Here is a 20041-nt window from a genome sequence, read left to right as displayed (position 1 = left end):
GAAGGGAGCCTGTTTCGTGCCAGTGAATAAATCGATATTTTCTCTTTAGCCAGAACCCAAAAAAAACCTGTCTTGTCTATGCCTGTAACAACGAAATATCAGCAACCCCCTGCAGCAAAGCCTGCAGGCGTGACAACAGAGCCAGACGGTTCTTTTTAATCCGCTCATCATCCACCATCACCATGACCTGATCAAAAAACGCATCCACCGGTTCTCTCAAGGTCGAAAGACGGGTCAAAATGCCCGTATAATCGGCTGCTTTATACAAAGCCTCCAGCGATTGCTCCTGAGCAACCAGGGCTTTGAACAGTGACTGTTCCGCAGGTTCCTCCAGCAGAGACTCGTTCACCACCAGCGTTTGCTCCACCTGACCATGCTGCAGCAGGTTATTCACCCGTTTACAGGCTGCTGATAGAACCGCCGCTTCAGGACAGCTGACAAAAGCCGCCAGGGCCCGTACCCTCTTATCCAGATCATGCAGAGCGTTATCCTGACGGGCACGCACCGCCAGCACGATATCCTGACCAATCCCCTGCCCCTGATACCAGGACAGCAGACGCTCCATGATAAAGGGATGCAGTTCAGCCACAGCCGCCTCAGCACCCGGTAAATCATTACCGTAGGCTGCGAGCGCCTCATTGATTAAATCTGTGACATGCAACGGTGCCGGAATGCTTATCAGCAGACGCGCCAGTGCCAGGGCGTGACGGCGTAATTTGAAGGGGTCCTTGTCGCCACCAGGCTTTTGGCCAATGGCAAAAATTCCCACCAGCGTATCAATTCTGTCCGCCAGAGACAGCGCCGTACCCAGGTTGCCTTCCGGCAGGCTGTCAGCAGCGAAACGCGGTAAATACTGCTCGTGCAAGGCTCGCGCAACCTCCGCATCCTCGCCATCGTGCGTGGCATAATAGTAGCCCATCAGCCCCTGTAATTCGGGAAACTCACCTACCATCCCCGTCATCAAATCGCATTTGCTCAACTCGGCTGCCCGGCTGGCCCTGGCCATATCCAGATTCAACGGTTCGGCCAGATAACGCATCAACACACCCACCCGTGTTGCTTTGTCGAGCAGGGTTCCCAGTTTCAGCTGAAATACGACTTTGGCAGTCGCGGCGATATGAAAGCTGAGCGCCTGCTTTTTGTCCTGATTAAAAAAGAACGCGGCATCACTCAAACGCGCACGCATCACTTTCTCGTTACCGGAAATCACCTGTTGTGGGTTGTTACTGTTCAGGTTGCTGACTGTGATAAAACAGGGCAGCAGAATGCCATGGGCGTTGCGCAATGCAAAACACTTTTGATGCGACTGCATGGACGCAATCAGCGCCTCAGCCGGAACATCAAGAAATTCTGGTTCAAAGCGAGCCAGCAGAGCCTGGGGCCATTCAACAATGGATGTCACCTCATCAAGTAACTCATCCGGCATAATGGCTTCGGCTTCCTGTTGTCTGGCCAGCTCATTAATCTGCCTGACAATTTCGGTACGCCGTTTGGCAAAATCAGCAATAACCCGAGCATTGAACAAAGTGTTTTCATAATCACGTGGATGCGAAATAACCCGGTTTTCCGGAGCATGGAAGCGGTGGCCGCGCGTCAGATTTCCGGCCTTCAGACCAAGAATCTCACAATCGAGAACCTCATCGCCCAGTAACATGACAGCCCAGTGCACCGGGCGCACAAACTCCACGTCACCCGATCCCCAGCGCATCGGTTTGCTGATGGGTAAGGACGCGATTGCCTGCTGCACCATGCCGGGCAGCAAGTCACGGCTTTTCACGCCGCTGCTCACGAAATCATAAACCAGCCATTCGCCCTTATCGGTTTTCTGTACGCTCAGAGCATCCAGCTCCACACCGCAGGAACGGGCAAAACCTTTCAATGCAGGGGTGGGCTGTCCGCCGGCGTCATAAGCCGCCGCTAAGGCTGGACCACGTCGTTGCTGAGTCTGGCTGGCCTGTTCAGCCTGTAAGCCAGAAATCTGTATGGCGAGGCGCCTTGGCGCAGCAAAGTAACGGATGCTCTCATAAGCCAGTTGCGCCTTGTCCAGAGAGGCGATCAGAGACGCCTGCAGGGCTTCGGCCAGCGGTTTGACAGCGCCGGACGGCAGCTCTTCACACCCCAGTTCAAATAAAAAATCATTCACCATCACACACCTTCATCGGAAAACCTAATGCTTCGCGCGCATCGTAATAGGCCTGCGCTACCGCTCGTGATAACTGTCGCATACGCAGAATAAACCGCTGCCGCTCCGTCACCGAAATGGCACGGCGGGCATCGAGCAGATTAAACGCATGGGATGCCTTCATCACCATTTCATACGCCGGCAGGGGCAGATTGAGCGCAACCAGCTTTTGCGCTTCGCTTTCGTAATAATCAAACTGCTGGAACAGGACCTCAATATTGGCGTGCTCGAAATTGTACGTCGACATTTCCACTTCATTCTGGTGGAACACATCGCCGTAGGTCACCAGCGAGTGCTCTGTTTTGCTCCAGGGTAAATCAAAGAGATTATCCACCCCCAGAATAAACATGGCCAGGCGCTCAAGGCCATAGGTCAGCTCACCGGTTACGGGCTTACAGGGTAAACCGCCAACCTGTTGAAAATAGGTAAACTGAGACACTTCCATCCCATTCTGCCAGACTTCCCAGCCCAGCCCCCAGGCACCGAGTGTGGGTGATTCCCAGTTATCTTCAACAAAGCGAATATCGTCCGTCAGCGGATCTACGCCGAGCGCGCGCAGGGAATCGAGGTATTTCTCCTGAATATCCAGCGGCGATGGCTTTAAGACCACCTGAAACTGATAATAGTGCTGAACGCGGTTGGGGTTCTCGCCATATCGCCCGTCCGCTGGCCGGCGCGAGGGCTGAACATATGCGGCAGACCATGGCTCAGGACCGATGGCTCGTAAAAACGTGGCTGGATGAAAGGTACCAGCGCCGACTTCCATATCCAGCGGTTGTAGCAACACGCAGCCTTGCCTGGCCCAAAAATTCTGAAGTGTTAAAATAATATCCTGGAACGTTGCGGGTTTTGTCATGCTTGTCTCGACAGTACGGGTACAAAAGGATGATCTGAATCATAGAGAATAAATGTCCTCCCGGACCGAATCCGGGAGGATGGGTATATTAACTGGCTGACGCCTTTTTAATCAAGTCCTGCAGTGTTTCTGGTGATGCAGCACCTGGAATAAAGGCTGGCTTGCTGCCGGCCTTGAACTTGCCGCCAGGTGTTGAAGCAATGATGAAGGCCGGTGTGCCCATTAAATGCAGGGCTTCTGCCAGTTGACGGTTAGCTGTCAGGGCATCGGTTACGGCCTGGCTGTTCATATCGGCTTTGAATTTGGTCATATCCAGACCAATTGATTTGGCTGCATCGTCAATGATTTGATCGTTGAGTTTATTCTCCTGACCGATCAGCGCTTCGTGCATGGCAATGTATTTGCCCTGCATGGCAGCAGCCAGAGCGGCTCGTGAGGCTTTGTCTGAACTTTCACCAAAAATTGGGAACTCTTTGTAGATGACGCGCAGATTGCTGTCTTTTTTGATGAGCTCACTGATAACAGGCGCCATTTTTTTACAGTGAATGCACTGGTAGTCAAAAAATTCAACCAGGGTCACGTTACCATTTGGATTGCCAACGACGGTCAGTTTATCTGCCATCAGGGGATCGACGTTTTTCTCAATCGCTGCCTGAGCTTCCTGTTGCATGTTTTGCTGCTGTTTCATTTGCAGCGCCTGCGATACTTCAACCAGAACCTCAGGATTATTGACCAGATACTCATGCACAACGCTTTGAATATCCTTTTTCTGAGCATCGGTAAATGTGCTGTCAGCAGCCATTGCTGCCGGTGAGGCCATGGTGACGGCCAGAGCACTGACTGTTAATAGATTTGAAAACTTCACGTATTTCCCCTTGGTTATAGTTTTTCAAACCGAAACGTAGCACCAGCTGGTGCTAAATTCAAGTATTGTTTACAGCCAGACTCCCGGATTACGGCTTCGCCTAATCCAGGAGATCAATCTCAGGACGAGCAGCCTTCGAGCATGGTCAGGTTGGCATACGCCAAAACCAGCCATTTCGCGCCTTCCGACACAAATTTCACCTGCACGCGCGTATGCGCGCCAGAGCCTTCCACACCGATGATCACGCCACGGCCGAACTTCGCATGGCTGACATTCTGTCCCAGACGCAGGCCGGATTCGCTGGTCTGAGCACTTGCCGTTGGTTGCCGGCTGGGTATCGGTGTACTGAACGAACGCTTGACCCGCACATCGTTCAACAGCTCCTGCGGCAACTCACGCAAAAAACGCGATGGACGATGGTATTCCTCACGCCCGTACTGACGCCGTACCTCCGCGTGCGAAATAACAAGCTCCTGCATGGCGCGCGTCATGCCCACATAACACAGGCGACGCTCTTCTTCCAGGCGCCCCGGTTCTTCCATCGATTGCCGGCCAGGGAAAACACCCTCCTCCATTCCCACCAGAAACACCAGTGGAAACTCCAGACCCTTGGCAGAATGCAGGGTCATCAGATGAACATAACGCTCATGCTCACTGGCCTGCTGATCGCCTGCCTCAAGAGAGGCATGAGACAGAAAGGCCACCAGCAAGGGCATGTCTTCGTCAACCTCCTGTTCGTAACGGAACTGCCTCGCCGCGTTGATCAACTCCTGCAGGTTATCCAGACGCGATTCCGATTTATCGCCTTTAATTTTTGAAAAATGCTCATACAGACCACTGCCATGAATAACGGCCTTTATCTGCTCATCGAGCTCCAGGTCCATACTTTCCTGTTGCAGGCGCTCGATTAACTGCGTGAATCTGGCCAGAGCCGTTGCGGCACGCTGTGCCAGCAATCCCCGCTGCAGGAGCTGGTGCGCGGCGGTCCACATGGAACTGTTTTCCGCTTTTGCGAGCTGACGCATATCGTCCAGCGTTTTTTCGCCGATGCCGCGAGTCGGCAGATTGACGACACGCTCAAAAGCCGTGTCATCATGCGGATTGGCGAGCAGACGCACGTAAGCCAGCGCATCCTTGATTTCAGCGCGCTCAAAAAAGCGCACCCCACCATGAATACGATAGGCGATACCGGCTCGCAGCAAGGCCTCCTCCAGCACCCGTGACTGAGCATTGGAACGATAAAGGATGGCTACCTCATCGGCGCTGCGGCCCGTACGAATGGCCATGGCGATACGTTCACTGACAAATCGCGCCTCGTCCAGTTCGTTAAAGGCACTGTAAACCAGAATTTTTTCCCCGCTGCCGCCCTCAGTCCACAGCGACTTGCCCATGCGGGCCTGATTATTGGCGATCAACGCGTTAGCTGCCTCAAGGATAGTGGAGGTGGAACGGTAATTCTGCTCAAGCCGGATTATGTTGGTATGACTGAAATCGCGTTCAAATTTCTGAATATTTTCTACCCTGGCGCCACGCCAGCCGTAAATGGACTGATCATCGTCTCCTACGGCCATCACCGTTGCACCGTTTCCGGCGAGCAGACGGATCCAGGCGTATTGCAGGGTATTGGTGTCCTGGAACTCATCAACCAGAATCGCCTGAAAACGCTGGTGATAGTGCGCCAGAATCTCCGGGTTATCGCGTAACAGCTCATGAGCACGCAGCAGAATCTCGGCAAAATCAATCACCCCCGCGGTCTGGCAGGCCTGCTCGTAGGCCTGATAGATTCGCAGCAGCGTTTTCGTGGGCAGGTGCTGACCCGCCTCGATGTGCTGCGGTCTCAGGCCTTCATCTTTTTTGCTGTTAATAAAGGATTGCGCCTGCTTGAACGGCCATTGATCCGGATCCAGATTCAGCCCGGCGATGACGCGTTTGATAACGCGCGCCTGATCTTCGCTGTCAATAATATGAAATTGTTCGGGCAGGCCTGCATCGCGGTAATGGCGGCGCAGAATACGGTGGCATAAGCCGTGAAAGGTACCAACCCACAGTCCCAGCAAGGGAACCCGCAGCAAATGCCCCAGACGTTCTTTCATTTCCCCGGCGGCTTTGTTGGTAAAGGTTACCGCCAGAATGGCCTGGGGTGAAAGATGCTGCTCTTCAATCAGCCAGGCAATACGACTGACCAGAACACGGGTTTTTCCGCTGCCCGCCCCGGCCAGAACCAGGGTGTTGCCGGGCGGCGAGGTAACGGCCTCGCGTTGCATTTCGTTCAATCCATCCAATATCGTAGTCATTAACGGGTACCTGGAAAAATAGTGTGGCGGGCATTATCGTGAATTTGCGGGATAAATACAAAGATTAGAGCATGTGGACAATTCAGATCCCTACGCCCCGCAACTCGTTCGCAGGGTCCAGGTTTGCAATAAGATTCCGGGAACTGCTCAATATTGTCTGCAGCCTCTGATGTTTGATAAATTATTTTACAATTGCTAAAACCCGTTGGCGATACATACAAAGTGGTGTACCATAAATTTTTGCTCTGAGAAGTTTGAATAATCATGCGTTTACTTGCCACCCTGACGGCCCTGGCCAGCTCCCTGATCCTTACGGGCTGTATGCACAAAGGCACCAATCCCGACGATCCCTACGAACCGGTAAACCGTAAAATCCATCGTTTTAATACCGTTTTCGATAACATTGTTTTAAAGCCGCCAGCCAGACTGTATAAGGCCATATTGCCCTCAGGCGTTCGTGCCAGCATCAATAACTTCTACGACAACATCAACCTGATCCCAACCTTTGCCAACGACTTATTACAGCGCGACTGGCACAACGCATCTAACGATGCCGGCCGCTTTGTCATCAACAGCACCATCGGTCTCGCCGGTATATTCGACGTGGCCAAACAATATAACCTGCCTATGCACCGCAATGATCTGGGGCTCACCTTTGCCCGCTGGGGGGACAAACGCTCACCCTATATCGTCATCCCCTTCCTTGGCCCAAGCACTATTCGTGACGGCATGGGCATGATGTTTGAGTACACCCTGCTGACGCCTTATCCCTACATCAAAAACGATGCAGTGCTGTATAGCCTGCTTGGTGTAAGATACGTGGATCTGCGATCGCAGTTCCTCGATACAGATCGCTACATCGCTGAGGCGCTGGATCCTTACACCTTTATCCGTGACGCCTATCTGCAGCATCGTAATTATATGATTAACGGCGAGATACCTGATAACGCCACCGGCGGCGCAGCCTATATTGATAACGGCGCGAACGATTACGTGGACGAGGAACCAGAGGCAGGTCCCGCCCCTGCTCCGGCAGCTCCTGCCAAAAAAGCAGGTTAAGCAGTATATGGTTCTGCATGTTGCCCTATACCAACCGGAAATTCCCCCGAATACGGGGAATATCATCCGTCTGTGCGCCAACAGCGGCGCGCAGCTGCATCTGATACACCCATTGGGTTTCGAGCTGGACGATAAGCGCATGCGCCGCGCTGGTCTGGATTACCACGAATGGGCTAATGTGATTCACTACGATAATGAAGCCAGTTTTATTGAGCGAAACCAGCAACGCCGCATATTTGCCTGCACGACCAAGGCCAGCCAGGCACACAGTGACGTTCGCTGGCAGGATGAAGACATGATGCTGCTGGGGCCGGAAACGCGGGGGCTGCCGGATTCCATCCGCCAGCGCTATGAGGGGATACGCATTCCCATGCTGCCCACCAGCCGCAGCCTGAATCTGTCCAATGCAACAGCTATTATTCTTTACGAAGCCTTACGGCAGCTAGGGTATCCAGGTAGTCACCGCTGATATCCAGCCCCGTCTCTGCCGTGATTTCGCGAATGCAGGTCGGGCTGGTGACGTTGATTTCTGTTAGATACTCACCAATCACATCAATACCGACAAAATACAGCCCCATGGCTTTCAGCCGGGGCGCCAGTTCGGCACAAATCCAGCGATCGCGTTCAGTAATCGGTACAACCTTGCCCTGAGCGCCAGCTGCAAGGTTTCCGCGCAGCTCGCCTTTGGCCGGAATACGGGCCAGCGCATAAGGCACCGGTTCACCATTGATCAGTAAAATGCGCTTGTCACCTGCTGTCACTATCTCGGGAATATACTGCTGAGCCACCACGCTGACACGGCCATGATGCGACAGTTCCTCGAGAATCACCGACAGGTTCAGTCCGCGTTCATCGACATGAAATACGCGGCTGCCACCCATGCCTTCCAGTGGTTTGAAAATCACATTTTTATGTTCCTGCCAAAACGCGCGCAGGATCTGATTATCGCGTGTTACCAGTGTTTTGGGGCAGCATTGAGGAAAATGCAGGGTGAAAAACTTTTCATTGGCATCACGCAGGCTGCGCGGCCTGTTCGATACCAATACCCCATCTCGTTCAGCCAGATCCAGGGCATAGGTGTTATAGATATATTCGGTATCAAAAGGCGGATCCTGACGCATCAGAATGATGTCAAAATCGGCCAGCGGGCGCTCGCCCAGCGCAACGGTCTCAGCCCAGTCTGCCTGCTTTAGATCCTCTTTGACTCGAATAGACGACACGCGGGCAAAAGCATGCCCTTCGCGGCAGACGATGTCGCCCGGCGTGAAATAAACGCAGGGCCATCCCCTGTCCTGCGCGCTTTTTATCATTGCAACCGTACTGTCTTTGTATGCTTTAAGCCGGTGCAGTGGATCCATCAAAACGGCCAGTTTCATCATGCCTCCTGAACTGCTGCAATTTCATAGGCCGCGGCCAGGGAGGCCAGACGGGCAATAACACCATAGGCATAAAATCGATTAGGACATTCAACTGGCGGCAGATCACCGCGTGGCATATTACAGGCCTGAGCAAAGGCCAGCGGTTCAAAATGCATTCCGGGCGCGTTCAGATTTTCATCAATTCCCCGTCCTTTATGCACGCGATAAAAACCACCGACCACAAACTGGCCAATCATATACACCACCGGCTCGGCCACCGCACCGTCGTCCATGGTTTCAAAGGAATATACCCCTTCCTGAATAATCACTTTATCAACTTTCTGACTGCCTTTGCTCGCAGACATTTTGGTGCGCTGCTTTCGATTTAACTGACGCAGCTGATCTGCGTTGTTAATACTCATCACACTCATGCCGTAGGTGCCGTTATCAGCCTTGACCACGACAAAGGGCTGTTCGCTGATGTCGTATTCACGGTATTTTCTGCGGATTTTTTCCAGCATGTGCTCAACGGCATCAGCCAGCTCATCAACACCCTCCTGAGCCATAAAATCAAGCTTATCGATGGCCTGAAAATAAGGATTAATCAGCCAGGGATCCAGTCCGGTCAGTTGCGCAAATTCATTCACTACTTCGTCATAAAAACCGAAATGGCTTGATTTTAAGCGCGACGACCAGCCCAGTTTCGCGGTGGGCTGCACGGGCTGCCTGATACCCTGCAGTATCTCCGGCACACCCGTGGACAAATCGTTATTCAGAACCAGGATGCAGGGATTAAAATCAGACAGGTGCACACGATCACCATCACGAAGCAGCGGTTCGATGCGCAAGGTATCCCCGGCCAGGGTTGTGACCTCCATGGGGCTGAGCAGCTCTGGATCGAGGCTGCCAATGCGCACCACAAAACCTGCCTGGATGAGTATAGAGCGCAGCACGGCCAGGCTCTGCATGTAAAACTGGTTGCGGGTGTGGCTTTCCGGCAACAACAAAATCGTTTTACAGGTTGGAAGGTACTCAACCAGAGCCGTCTGTGCCGCCTGTATGCATAAAGGCAGAAAATCCCGATTCAGGTTGTTAAATCCGGCGGGAAACAGGTTGGTATCGACGGGGGCCAGCTTGAACCCTGCATGGCGTAAATCAACCGATGAGGTTAAAGGTGGCGGCGTTTCCCGCCATTTCTGGCGGAACCAGGATTCGATAGAGGCCACTTGATTCAGAAGAATTTTCTCTATATGAAACAAGGGCCCGGAGTGAGCCGTCGTTAAATTGGGAACCGGGCTGTCGAAATCAGGCATGGGTTTCTCACAAAACAAAAATTAATGCAAGGACTATACCGCTCTTGAAAAAAGATGCAACGATTCAGGTTTGAAATTGAGAGAGACAGGCGCACTCGCAACCCTTATTAAACCTCTTCGTCACTGCGATCGCAATGACGGGCACAGGTTCGGAGGCCTGAACTGCGAATTGCTTCTTCGCCCGCCATGACATACGGGCTACACCGGCTCAGACTCACATGTCGTTCGTGCAGGGCTGTCCTGTCTTAATTTGAACTGAAGTTAAGATGGGACAGCCTGGGTCATTCACGCCTTGTTCAAGGTGAAATATCCGTTTAATATATTCTCTGGCTCATTCCTATTCCTGGCCAGAGGTCTTTTCTCAGGTGAAGAGCAGGAATTATCCATTAATCAATGAGCTGCCTCAAATTTTGTCCCATGACAGGTGATTATAACCATTTAAAAAGGAATTTAACGGCCATGCTAAAACGAATTGCATCATTTATTACCGTCTTAACGGCAGCACTGTCCAATACAGGCTTATACGCAGACGATACCACCAAAACCAATGAATACTGGTGGCCTAAAATGCTCGACCTGAGCCCTCTTCGACAACCCAATGCCACCTCTAACCCACAGGGAGAAGACTTTAATTATGCGGAGGCATTTAACAGCCTTGATCTCAACGCCGTTATTGCTGATCTCAAAACCTTAATGACGTCCTCACAGGAGTGGTGGCCAGCCGACTATAACAATTACGGCCCACTGTTTATCCGAATGTCGTGGCACGCGGCTGGAACCTATCGGATTTTTGATGGTCGCGGCGGCGCCAATGGTGGTTTTCAGCGTCTGGTTCCTCAAAACAGCTGGCCGGATAATGCCAATCTCGATAAGGCACGTCGTTTGCTGTGGCCAATCAAGCAAAAATATGGCGACAAAATTTCCTGGGCTGATTTGCTGGTTCTGGCAGGAAATGTCGCCATGGAATCCATGGGCTTCAAAACCATGGGATTTGCCGGTGGCCGCATAGATGCCTGGGAGGCGGTAGATATCAACTGGGGTTCTGAAGGAAAATGGCTGGAGAGTAACCGTAAGGCCCCGGATGGAACGCTTAAAAAACCGCTGGCCGCATCGGTGATGGGCTTGATTTATGTCAACCCGGAAGGGCCAAACGGTGTTCCTGACCCACTCGCAGCGGCAAAAGACATACGAGAGACCTTCGGACGTATGGCGATGAACGATGAAGAAACCGTCGCACTCATCGCAGGAGGACACGCATTCGGTAAAACGCATGGCGCTGCTTCCACTCAGAATCTGGGGCCAGCTCCAGCCGCCGCTGACATCGATCAGCAGGGATTCGGCTGGAAAAACAGCTACGGCACCGGCAAAGGTAAAGACGCCATTACCAGTGGTCTGGAAGGTGCCTGGACGGTATCTCCCACGAAATGGAGCCACAACTATCTGGAAAACCTGTTTGCCTTTAACTGGGTCCAGACTAAAAGCCCGGCTGGAGCCACGCAATGGATCCCCGACAACAAAAGTGCGTCATCGATGGTGCCCGATGCCTTTGATGCCAGCAAACGACACGCTCCCGTGATGCTGACAACCGACCTCGCTCTTAAATTTGACCCTGTATACAGCAAAATTGCCAAACGCTTCCTTGATAATCCGGCGGAATTCAACGATGCCTTTGCAAGGGCCTGGTTTAAGCTGATTCACCGCGACATGGGACCCAAATCACGTTATCTCGGTCCCCTCGTTCCCAAAGAGACCATGATCTGGCAGGATCCGGTTCCAGCCGTTGATTACACCCTGGTTGATACGCAGGATATTGACCAGCTTAAGAATAAAATTATCAATTCTGGTCTGACCAACGCGGATCTGCTAAAAACAGCCTGGGCTTCGGCCTCTACCTTCCGTCATACCGACATGCGCGGTGGTGCCAACGGAGCCAGAATTCGCCTTGCCCCTCAGAACGAGTGGCCTGTCAATGATCCGGCTCAGCTGGCGCAGGTTTTAAAAACCCTTGAGGGGATTGAGCTTGAGTTTAATAAGGCTCAGACAGGAGGCAAGAAAGTATCCCTTGCCGATCTGATTGTCCTTGCGGGTAATGTTGCTATTGAACAGTCGCTGAAGCAGTCTGGCTTCAACATTCAGGTACCATTTACGCCCGGACGTACAGATGCCACACAAGAGATGACCGACGTCAACTCCTTTGCGGTTCTTAAGCCATCAGCAGACGGTTTCCGTAACTATTTCGACAAGAACAATCAGAAATCTCCACCGGAAATGCTGATAGACAAAGCAAGCCTGCTGAACCTGAGTGTTCCGGAAATGACGGTTCTTATTGGTGGCATGCGCGTGCTTAATGGTAACGCCGGGCAAAACCAGTATGGTGTGTTGACGGACAAGCCAGGCACCCTGAGCAATGACTTTTTTGTCAATCTGCTGGACATGTCCACAGAGTGGAAGAAATCTCAGAGCGAAGATGGCATCTATGAAGGTTTCGATAGAAAATCGGGGCAATTGAAATGGAAGGCCACATCCGTGGATCTCATTTTTGGCGCCAACTCAGAATTGAGGGCTGTTGCGGAGTTTTATGCAACGGATGATGCTAAGGAAACATTCATTAATGACTTCATTAAAGCCTGGGTAAAAGTAATGAATGCGGATCGCTTTGACCTGAAGGTTAAACAGGCAAAGAATGAAAACAGCAATGCCTCGGTTCAGAGCTGAGCGGTCGAATTACAACTGATAATGCTCACCCTGCACCGGTAACACCAGGCGAAGTCCCAGCGTGTTCTTCGCCTGCAATTCAGACAGCACGGCTCTGGCCGTGCCGTCGCCTCCCTTCGACCCCAGCGCCGGCTTAACGTGCGTCACAAAGACCAGCAGCCCGGCCAAAGCCTGTTCAGGCTGTTTTTCATCAACGCGCACTGCCAGCTGCCTCAGCTCATCCATAAACAGTGAAGGTTTCAGGTGACCAAATAACTCCCCGTTTGCCCGCGACTCCTGGAAAGAACATTCCAGAAAAACAGCCCGCAGCTTTTTTTGGCGCACCAAAGGAGCCAGCTCCGCCCAAATCGCGCTCAGATTGCTTGATTTCTCAAGAACATCAGCACCGGTATCACCAAAATATATGGCAAAATTCTGATCATGACGGATCAGAAAGGCTGTCGATGGATAGCCTTTGCCATGACTCAATGGGAAGGCCTTAACCTCCATGTCGGTGCCCGGAATCGTTTCCCAGGTCAGCAAGGGCAGGCGGTGATAGCGCTGAAAACCCAGCCGGGGTGCCTCACCTTCATCACCAAAATTACCCCAGGTCGCCCAGGTAAATATATAAGATAACAGCGTTTTCATCGTTTCCTGACTCGCCATCACCGTCTGCTGCTGACGCAGTTCCGGCTGCGCCAGAACGAGGCCGATGTAATGGTCGAGGTGCGCGTGCGAAATTAAATAGGCCGGGATGTGATGAGCAAGAATATCCGGAGCATTGCGGCCAAAGGCCTTCGTGAGGCCGTTGACCAGGGTGCCCGAATCCAGCGACACGTAATTGTCAGCCGCTACGGGCTTCAGCAGCCAGGCTGATAAGTTACCGTCATCAACACCGCCTCGAACCCCCAGAGCCACCGCATCAAACGCCGGTGCAGCCTGAAGCGGCCAGCCAGACAGAAAAAAAATCAGCGCCGGGATGAGTCGAGGCATTCGTGTTCTCCCTTTTCGTGAAACAGTGCCGGACTACCCGTTGGCCAGGGCAGCCAGGCTCTCCCAGGTTACCTTGTCAGAAACGGGATACTGATTGTCGAGACGCTTCCAGCTGGACAGCTGGCCATTCTTTGCATAATCAAGCACATAAACCGTATCAAAATTGTTCTGTGGCCAGACGGGTATTTTGTCTTTGATGCCCAGAGCGTTAAGCAGGGCGGGAATGTGGTGGTGATTCCAGACAATCACAATTTTTTTGTTATCGTAGCGACTGTCGCTGAGAAGATCCTTACTCAGTCTGGCGTACTCTGTCGCAGTATAGGGGAAGTACATTTTATAGCCTTCAGGATTGTCCTCAGCCAACATGGTCGTCAGAGGTCCTGCCGTTTGTATATTGCGTACGGATAACTCTTCGTGCCGGTCATTTGCCGCGGCCGTGGCAAATACGTAATCGGGTTTGCCAAACTTACTGAGAATATAACGCGCCATTACAACCGAGCGTACCGTCCCCTTTGCATTTAAAGAAAGACTGGGATGAGAGACATCTGCCCATTTGGCTGCCGGCTCCAGAGGTTTGTCCCCATGACGTACAACGATGATCTCACTGGGTGTGGCTAACGACTGACCTGCCCATAAAGCAACAGCGAGAAAACAATATTTTTTCATAACGGCTCCTTAGTTAACCCCGGCACGATAAGATCCCTTTCCAAAGACAAGTCCGCTTCAGTTTTCAGTCCTGTTTACAGGTAACCTGTCCCTCATCTTCGTGCGCGCACTTCTCATTTCTGGTAAGATTACTCAAACCACCAACGCAGGCCACAAAGTCATGTTGAACGCTCTGGTACAACAATACGCCAACCAACTGGAAACGCTGCAATACCTGCTGATCCTCATCAGTGGGATCCTGCACCTGCTCTTTGCCGGCGCCGTCGCCCGTGATGCCGGCAGCCTGCGTGCCTCCGGTCAGCACACGGCACTGGTATCAGCAGCAACCTGGGCTTTCGCTACCCTGCTTGGCGGTGTTATTACAGCAGCCATATACTGGTTTATTCATCACTCTACCCTGACGAGACCTATTAGATCATGAATCAACATCACCTGTCGACCATTAACGTACATCAGTTAAAACAGCACATGGAACAAAACCCTGACCTGTGCCTGATTGACGTACGCGAGCCATACGAGTGGCAAGGCGGACACATTCCCGGCGCCATTCTGATTCCCAAAGACGAATTGACACAAAGCATCGAAAAAGCCCAGGCAGACCGTAACGCTCCTGTTTACCTGTATTGCAAGGGAGGTGTGCGATCGCTCTATGCAGCGCATGCCTTGATGGATATGGGTTATAAAAATGTGTTTTCGGTAGACGGTGGCATCATGGACTGGCAGGCGCAGGGCCATCCGATTGCAGGCTGATGTTTCAACGCGAACAGGCATGCCCGGAAGTCAACCGGGCATGCCGAATGCCTTACTGTGTGCGTTATGGAAGAGCAGACGCGGCTTCCTCTTCTTCCTGAGCCAGAGCGGCTAAAACAGGATCATCCTTGACCGCTCCTGCAGTAGCTGGCTTAGAAAAAAACGAGCCAAAGATGGATGTTGTCTTACCCGCGGCTTTATCGGCTTCGGCCTGTCTTTTCTTTTCAGCCTCAGCAGCTGCTTTCTGTGACTCCGCCAGCTCTGTCTTTTTTAACATGACATGCTTAGGCTTATTTTCTGAAACTATCTGTATGCCCAACGTCAAATATGTAGAACAATCAAATCCTGTAATATCTGAAAAACGATGAGTTGCCCGTAATTTATCTTCGCCATTTTCCTGTTCATACATTTGTTGAGATAAAAGTGTACAAGCCCTTTCGACAAAAAGAGCTTTCGACTTTGGATCCAGAACATTTACGTCTGTGATTCCAATTACCTTATGGCCATGTTTGTATACGTAACTTCTGTTGGGATTATTAAATGGCGGCATAAGAAACACATTGCGTTTATAGGAATCATAAATCTCTCGAAGAATGATATCAAAAAATCCAGAAAATTTACGCGAGTTTTCTATTCTTGACCTTGAGTAATCCCTATGGTCTGGTGAAGGCAGCTGTTCATCCAGAAATTGTATTACACGAATTAAAAATTGAATCTCTGGCTTGCGATCATCGGTGAGATCATTTACCAAAGTCATGTTCAGCTTACTTTTATCTTTTGGAACAGCTTCTTGTTTGATTATATTGTGATGAACCAATAAACCCCACACCAGATCATAAAAATCGTCCTTTAATAAATCCCAGTCTTTAGGCTTAAATCCCATTTCTTTCTCCTTAAAATCCATTGCAAGATTTGAGTGAGAACTCCTCACCGATTCTCAGTGTAAACCAAAAACCAGCGTACGTCATGAATTTTCTTTATACTAACTAGACAATTTACAACCTTATGATTGCATTAAAAAAAACATCAACTTTTCCCCGACACAGGTCCCGTGCTAGACTGCCAGAAACCTAAGGAGAACCTGTTCATGAAGCGCATCATTCCTCTGATTTTTTTACTGGGCTCTCAGGCGTCTGGCGCGCAGCCGGATGCACCCAGATTAATCGTTCAACTGGTGGTCGATCAGTTACGCGGCGACCTGCTGCATCAATATCAGAACGATTTCGGCCCCAACGGCTTTAACTACCTTCTTTCTCATGGCATTAACTTTCAAAACGCCCATCATCCACATGCCTATACCATCACCTGCGTTGGCCACACCACCATCTCAACCGGTGCCTATCCCTCATTGCATGGCATCATAGGCAACGAATGGTTTGACCGCGACAGTGGTGAGGACATGTATTGCGTAGGGGATAATAAAAGTGCCATCCTGCCCACCGCACGCAGCAAAAAAACACTGGAGGGACGCTCTCCTCGCAATATCCTGTCGTCTACCCTGAGCGATGAAGTCGTGCTCAGCAAAACCGGACGCTCCTTTGCCGTTTCTCTGAAAGATCGCGCCGCCATCAGCCTGGCTGGGCACGCTGGCAAGGCGTTCTGGTTTGATCGGGAAAACGGTGGTTTCGTGACCAGCCAGTATTATTATGCCAGCTATCCATCCTGGGTCAGCGACTGGAACGCACAGTACAAGGATCCAGTCGAAGCCTGGACCTTAAGTAAGGAGCCGGTGAAATACCGCTTTGCCGACACGCCTGTCATCACGAATGACTATCCGGATTTTGGCAAAACTTTCCCCCACCAAACCGGAGCACCAGGCAATTCACTGTATTACAAGCACTTGTCCATGACGCCCAAAACCGATGAATTCAGCGCTGATTTTGCCAGTCGGCTGATTCGTGAAGAAAAGCTGGGACAGACTGCCGGTAAAACCGATTATCTCGGCATCAGCTTTTCCTCCGTTGACGCCATCGGCCACCAGTTCGGGCCCAACAGCCTGGAATCAGAAGAAAATCTGCTGCGGCTGGATAAAACCCTCGCGTCCCTCCTGAGCAATATCGACAAAGAAGTGGGTCTTGAAAATACTCTGATTGTTTTGACCGCTGACCACGGCATAGCCGATTCACCCGCTTATCTGGCACAGAACCACATGAACAACGTGGCGCCTGTGGATGAAAAAGCCCTGCGCCAGCTGATAGAGACCCGCCTGGCTGAGCGTCACAAATTACCCGCCAAAGCGCTGCAGGCCATTCGCCTGCCTTACCTTTACCTCGATCACCGCGTACTGGCAGAAGCACAGGTATCGCTTCAGGCAGTCAGCAATACTCTGGTTGAAATGCTCAACCAGCAAGAGGGTATTTTCCGGGCTTATCCGCTGCCAATCAGCGGGATTGAGCAAGACTGGCTGAGTGCAAAAGTCGATAAAATGGCGATTCCCAACCGTGCCGGTGACATCTATCTGGTTCAGCCGCCCTACCAGTCTGCCGGCAACGACAGTGTGCGCGTTGACCACGGCACACCCTGGCGCTATGACAGCTTCGTACCGCTGCTGTTCGTTAACCCGGCCTTTAAGCCACAGCGTGTCTCGGAGCCCGTCTACACCAATGATATAGCACCAACCCTGGCGGCCATACTGCAGATAAAAGCCCCATCGGCTGCCGTCAGCAGACCGTTGCCAGCGGTGATGGCTTATTACGAAACTCATGAAAGCGACAAAATCTAAAATGGCCAGAGTCGTAAAAAATGAAACTTGCGTTATCCCTGCGATCCAGGGATAATTCATCGCATTATTATTACATCGGAACCGAGTAACATATGGCTCACTTAGGTCAATTTATTATTAATCACTGGGAACTATGGCTGGCTTTTCTGGTTATCCTGCTGTTGATTTTTATCAACGAACGGGTTGCTCAGAAAAACAAGGCTAAAGAAATCTCTCCGCAGGCCCTGGTCGCTCTGATTAACAATGACGATGCCACGGTTTTTGATTTGCGCGATGCCGACAATTACAAAAAAGGACACATTATTGGCGCACAGCCCGCCACAGCAGACGATTTTTCATTACCCAAAATGAACGCATACAAAAACAAAACCATCGTTCTGGTCTGTGGTAACGGACAGCAATCTGCTGCTCTGGCAGGCAGACTGCGCTCACAGGAATTCACAAGCCCCATGGTGCTGGCTGGCGGCATGACAGCCTGGCAAAATGCTGATTTACCATTGGTTAAAGGGAAGTAATCATCATGGCCAGGGTTCTCATGTACAGCACAGCCTATTGCCCCTATTGCATCCGGGCGCGTGCTCTGCTTGATAAAAAACAGGTTTCCTATCAGGATATCCGCATCGACGAACATCCTGAAAAACGCGCCGAGATGATGGCGCTCAGCGGCCGCCATACTGTGCCGCAAATCTTTATTAACGACGAGGCCATTGGCGGCTGCGACGACCTCCACGCTCTGGAAAGTACAGGGCAATTAGACAAGCTTTTATCACGTTAAGGATTTATCATGACAGAACAATCAGCAACAGAACAACAGGCAGGCGAAGCGCAATTCATGGTTCAAAGAATCTATGTAAAAGATGCCTCCTTTGAAGCTCCAAACAGCCCGGCCTGTTTTCAGCAAAAATGGGAACCAGAACTGTCTCTGGATCTGAATACCCAGTACAACGAACTGGAAAAAGGCGTGTATGAAGTGATTCTGACCGTTACAGCAACCGTCAACAATCAAAATGCTGTTGCATTTCTGGCTGAGATCAAACAGGCTGGAATCTTCACCATTCAGGGCGCCCCTGCACAACAACTGGAACATCTGTTAGGCAGCTTCTGCCCCAATATCCTGTTCCCTTATGCCCGTGAAGCCATCACCTCCAATGTTATTCGCGGAAGCTTCCCGCAGCTGGTTCTGGCTCCAGTCAATTTCGATGCCCTGTTCATGCAGCAAATGCAGGACAAGCAGGAAGCCGCAGCGAAACAAGCCGAAACGGCACACTAATGAAAGGCAATGCCCGCTCACCGATTGCTATCCTTGGGGCTGGCTCCTGGGGTACAGCTGTGGCCATTCATCTGGCCAGTTGCGGGCACGAGGTCATGTTGTGGGGACATACTCCACAACATGTCTCAGACATGGAAACACAGAGGGCTAACACAGCCTACCTTCCCGGAGTTCCCTTTCCGGCTCTGCTGAAACCGACCCATTCACTTGAAGACTGCCTCGAAAAGGCATCGATAGTCATTGTGGCGGTTCCTTCGCATGCTTTCCCAGAACTGTTATCCCGCATCAGCAAACCCAAAAGTGGCCTTGCATGGCTGACTAAGGGCCTGGATCCGGATACTAACGGATTTTTAAGCCAGCTGGTGGCTCGACGCTGGGGCGACGACTACCCGGTTGCCGTAATTGCCGGCCCCTCTTTTGCCGGGGAAGTCGCGCGCCATTTACCTACCGCCCTGACGCTGGCAGGAAACAACCCAGGCTTTCAGCGTTCCATTCAGGCAACCCTGCACGATAAAAACATGCGTGTTTATCTCAGCAGCGATCTGCCTGGTGTGCAACTGTGCGGAGCGGTCAAAAACGTATTGGCCATTGCCTGCGGCGTCAGCGATGGTCTTGGTTATGGTTCCAACGCCAAAGCCGCGCTGATTACCCGTGGTCTGGCTGAAATGAGTCGTCTGGGACTGGCGCTGGGCGCCCGTGAAGACAGCTTCATCGGTCTGGCTGGCGTTGGTGATCTGGTATTAACCTGCACCGATGATCAGTCACGTAATCGCCGTTTTGGTCTGCAGCTGGGCCGCGGAGTGTCACTGGATGAAGCCGAGCGGCACATCGGCCAGGTGGTTGAGGGCCGACACAACGCCAGGCAGGTTTGCCTGCTGGCAGACCAGCATCAGGTCGAAATGCCCATCTGCACCCAGGTTAACGCCCTGCTCAATGCTCACATAACACCCGAACAGGCCGTACGCAACCTGATGAGCCGCATGGCAAAGGAAGAATAGGTATATACTTAGAGTACAGAG

19 protein-coding genes are annotated in these 20041 nt (G+C 51.7%); 10 read left to right on the top strand and 9 right to left on the bottom strand.

Features of this window, described 5'->3' with window-relative positions:
* Nucleotides 1-76: 76 nt before the first annotated feature.
* The 4 genes from glyS to uvrD form a co-directional block, all read right to left on the bottom strand.
* The gene (glyS, locus tag ACQUTA_RS10870) at nt 77-2146 is read right to left on the bottom strand and encodes a glycine--tRNA ligase subunit beta (protein ID WP_444988270.1); all 2070 of its coding nucleotides are present in this window, start codon (nt 2144-2146) and stop codon (nt 77-79) included.
* Nucleotides 2136-3038, bottom strand: coding sequence for a glycine--tRNA ligase subunit alpha (glyQ, locus tag ACQUTA_RS10865; protein WP_444988269.1), 903 nt, complete (start codon nt 3036-3038; stop codon nt 2136-2138). Before glyQ ends, glyS begins: the two co-directional genes overlap by 11 nt.
* Nucleotides 3039-3126: 88 nt before the next feature.
* Nucleotides 3127-3903, bottom strand: a complete 777-nt coding sequence (locus ACQUTA_RS10860) for a DsbA family protein (protein WP_444988268.1) — start codon at nt 3901-3903, stop codon at nt 3127-3129.
* Between the two features lie 119 nt (nt 3904-4022).
* The gene (gene uvrD / locus ACQUTA_RS10855; protein WP_444988267.1) at nt 4023-6197 is read right to left on the bottom strand and encodes a DNA helicase II; all 2175 of its coding nucleotides are present in this window, start codon (nt 6195-6197) and stop codon (nt 4023-4025) included.
* A gap of 264 nt (nt 6198-6461) precedes the next feature.
* Between uvrD and ACQUTA_RS10850 the strand changes: the two genes are divergently transcribed.
* On the top strand, nt 6462-7256 hold the full coding sequence (locus ACQUTA_RS10850; protein ID WP_444988266.1) for an MlaA family lipoprotein: 795 nt from the start codon (nt 6462-6464) through the stop codon (nt 7254-7256).
* Between the two features lie 7 nt (nt 7257-7263).
* Nucleotides 7264-7725 (top strand): tRNA (uridine(34)/cytosine(34)/5-carboxymethylaminomethyluridine(34)-2'-O)-methyltransferase TrmL, encoded by a 462-nt coding sequence (gene trmL / locus ACQUTA_RS10845; protein WP_444988265.1) that lies wholly within the window; start codon nt 7264-7266, stop codon nt 7723-7725.
* On the opposite strand, the gene gshB is transcribed toward trmL, so the two are convergent.
* Nucleotides 7673-8632: a glutathione synthase gene (gene gshB, locus ACQUTA_RS10840; protein WP_444988274.1), complete on the bottom strand. Its 960-nt coding sequence runs from the start codon at nt 8630-8632 to the stop codon at nt 7673-7675. The two genes, trmL and gshB, sit on opposite strands and share 53 nt — an antisense overlap.
* Nucleotides 8632-9927: a glutamate--cysteine ligase gene (gshA, locus tag ACQUTA_RS10835; protein WP_444988264.1), complete on the bottom strand. Its 1296-nt coding sequence runs from the start codon at nt 9925-9927 to the stop codon at nt 8632-8634. Before gshA ends, gshB begins: the two co-directional genes overlap by 1 nt.
* A gap of 459 nt (nt 9928-10386) precedes the next feature.
* On the opposite strand from gshA, the gene katG reads away from it, so the two are divergent.
* Nucleotides 10387-12642 carry a catalase/peroxidase HPI gene (gene katG / locus ACQUTA_RS10830; RefSeq protein WP_444988263.1) on the top strand — a complete coding sequence of 752 codons (2256 nt, stop codon included), beginning with the start codon at nt 10387-10389 and terminating at the stop codon, nt 12640-12642.
* A gap of 9 nt (nt 12643-12651) precedes the next feature.
* On the opposite strand, the gene ACQUTA_RS10825 is transcribed toward katG, so the two are convergent.
* Both ACQUTA_RS10825 and ACQUTA_RS10820 read right to left on the bottom strand, forming a co-directional pair.
* On the bottom strand, nt 12652-13614 hold the full coding sequence (locus ACQUTA_RS10825) for an MBL fold metallo-hydrolase (protein ID WP_444988262.1): 963 nt from the start codon (nt 13612-13614) through the stop codon (nt 12652-12654).
* A 33-nt stretch (nt 13615-13647) separates the two neighbouring features.
* A complete protein-coding gene (locus ACQUTA_RS10820) occupies nt 13648-14280 on the bottom strand; it encodes a histidine phosphatase family protein (protein ID WP_444988261.1) in 633 nt (210 codons plus the stop codon).
* 160 nt (nt 14281-14440) lie between these two features.
* On the opposite strand from ACQUTA_RS10820, the gene ACQUTA_RS10815 reads away from it, so the two are divergent.
* Together ACQUTA_RS10815 and ACQUTA_RS10810 are read left to right on the top strand one after the other, a co-directional pair.
* Complete coding sequence (locus tag ACQUTA_RS10815; protein ID WP_444988260.1) at nt 14441-14701, top strand: hypothetical protein; 261 nt, start codon at nt 14441-14443, stop codon at nt 14699-14701.
* Nucleotides 14698-15030 (top strand): rhodanese-like domain-containing protein, encoded by a 333-nt coding sequence (locus tag ACQUTA_RS10810; protein ID WP_444988259.1) that lies wholly within the window; start codon nt 14698-14700, stop codon nt 15028-15030. The genes ACQUTA_RS10815 and ACQUTA_RS10810 overlap by 4 nt, the downstream gene beginning before the upstream one ends.
* Nucleotides 15031-15094: 64 nt before the next feature.
* Here the strand turns inward: ACQUTA_RS10810 and ACQUTA_RS10805 are convergent, their stop codons facing one another.
* Complete coding sequence (locus ACQUTA_RS10805; protein ID WP_444988258.1) at nt 15095-15913, bottom strand: hypothetical protein; 819 nt, start codon at nt 15911-15913, stop codon at nt 15095-15097.
* A gap of 204 nt (nt 15914-16117) precedes the next feature.
* Between ACQUTA_RS10805 and ACQUTA_RS10800 the strand changes: the two genes are divergently transcribed.
* The 5 genes from ACQUTA_RS10800 (at nt 16118) to ACQUTA_RS10780 (ending at nt 20020) form a co-directional block, all read left to right on the top strand.
* Entirely contained in the window at nt 16118-17752 is a 1635-nt protein-coding gene (locus ACQUTA_RS10800; protein ID WP_444988257.1) for an alkaline phosphatase family protein, read from the top strand.
* 92 nt (nt 17753-17844) lie between these two features.
* Nucleotides 17845-18267, top strand: coding sequence for a rhodanese-like domain-containing protein (locus ACQUTA_RS10795; RefSeq protein WP_444988256.1), 423 nt, complete (start codon nt 17845-17847; stop codon nt 18265-18267).
* Between the two features lie 5 nt (nt 18268-18272).
* Nucleotides 18273-18527, top strand: coding sequence for a glutaredoxin 3 (gene grxC / locus ACQUTA_RS10790; protein ID WP_444988255.1), 255 nt, complete (start codon nt 18273-18275; stop codon nt 18525-18527).
* Between the two features lie 9 nt (nt 18528-18536).
* Nucleotides 18537-19022, top strand: coding sequence for a protein-export chaperone SecB (gene secB / locus ACQUTA_RS10785; protein WP_444988254.1), 486 nt, complete (start codon nt 18537-18539; stop codon nt 19020-19022).
* Complete coding sequence (locus ACQUTA_RS10780; protein ID WP_444988253.1) at nt 19022-20020, top strand: NAD(P)H-dependent glycerol-3-phosphate dehydrogenase; 999 nt, start codon at nt 19022-19024, stop codon at nt 20018-20020. Before secB ends, ACQUTA_RS10780 begins: the two co-directional genes overlap by 1 nt.
* Nucleotides 20021-20041 lie beyond the last annotated feature (21 nt).

It is taken from the genome of Legionella navarrensis (genome assembly GCF_052527415.1).
Note: the sequence above shows the minus strand (reverse complement) of the source record. Positions and strands in the feature narration are given on the sequence as shown.

What these genes read in the sequence shown, in the direction of transcription:
- glyS (WP_444988270.1), bottom strand. Translation starts at nt 2,146, where the DNA reads ATGGTGAATGATTTTTTATTTGAACTGGGGTGTGAAGAGCTGCCGTCC.
- glyQ (WP_444988269.1), bottom strand. Translation starts at nt 3,038, where the DNA reads ATGACAAAACCCGCAACGTTCCAGGATATTATTTTAACACTTCAGAAT.
- uvrD (WP_444988267.1), bottom strand. Translation starts at nt 6,197, where the DNA reads ATGACTACGATATTGGATGGATTGAACGAAATGCAACGCGAGGCCGTT.
- ACQUTA_RS10850 (WP_444988266.1), top strand. Translation starts at nt 6,462, where the DNA reads ATGCGTTTACTTGCCACCCTGACGGCCCTGGCCAGCTCCCTGATCCTT.
- trmL (WP_444988265.1), top strand. Translation starts at nt 7,264, where the DNA reads ATGGTTCTGCATGTTGCCCTATACCAACCGGAAATTCCCCCGAATACG.
- gshB (WP_444988274.1), bottom strand. Translation starts at nt 8,632, where the DNA reads ATGAAACTGGCCGTTTTGATGGATCCACTGCACCGGCTTAAAGCATAC.
- gshA (WP_444988264.1), bottom strand. Translation starts at nt 9,927, where the DNA reads ATGCCTGATTTCGACAGCCCGGTTCCCAATTTAACGACGGCTCACTCC.
- katG (WP_444988263.1), top strand. Translation starts at nt 10,387, where the DNA reads ATGCTAAAACGAATTGCATCATTTATTACCGTCTTAACGGCAGCACTG.
- ACQUTA_RS10825 (WP_444988262.1), bottom strand. Translation starts at nt 13,614, where the DNA reads ATGCCTCGACTCATCCCGGCGCTGATTTTTTTTCTGTCTGGCTGGCCG.
- ACQUTA_RS10820 (WP_444988261.1), bottom strand. Translation starts at nt 14,280, where the DNA reads ATGAAAAAATATTGTTTTCTCGCTGTTGCTTTATGGGCAGGTCAGTCG.
- ACQUTA_RS10815 (WP_444988260.1), top strand. Translation starts at nt 14,441, where the DNA reads ATGTTGAACGCTCTGGTACAACAATACGCCAACCAACTGGAAACGCTG.
- ACQUTA_RS10810 (WP_444988259.1), top strand. Translation starts at nt 14,698, where the DNA reads ATGAATCAACATCACCTGTCGACCATTAACGTACATCAGTTAAAACAG.
- ACQUTA_RS10805 (WP_444988258.1), bottom strand. Translation starts at nt 15,913, where the DNA reads ATGGGATTTAAGCCTAAAGACTGGGATTTATTAAAGGACGATTTTTAT.
- ACQUTA_RS10800 (WP_444988257.1), top strand. Translation starts at nt 16,118, where the DNA reads ATGAAGCGCATCATTCCTCTGATTTTTTTACTGGGCTCTCAGGCGTCT.
- ACQUTA_RS10795 (WP_444988256.1), top strand. Translation starts at nt 17,845, where the DNA reads ATGGCTCACTTAGGTCAATTTATTATTAATCACTGGGAACTATGGCTG.
- grxC (WP_444988255.1), top strand. Translation starts at nt 18,273, where the DNA reads ATGGCCAGGGTTCTCATGTACAGCACAGCCTATTGCCCCTATTGCATC.
- secB (WP_444988254.1), top strand. Translation starts at nt 18,537, where the DNA reads ATGACAGAACAATCAGCAACAGAACAACAGGCAGGCGAAGCGCAATTC.
- ACQUTA_RS10780 (WP_444988253.1), top strand. Translation starts at nt 19,022, where the DNA reads ATGAAAGGCAATGCCCGCTCACCGATTGCTATCCTTGGGGCTGGCTCC.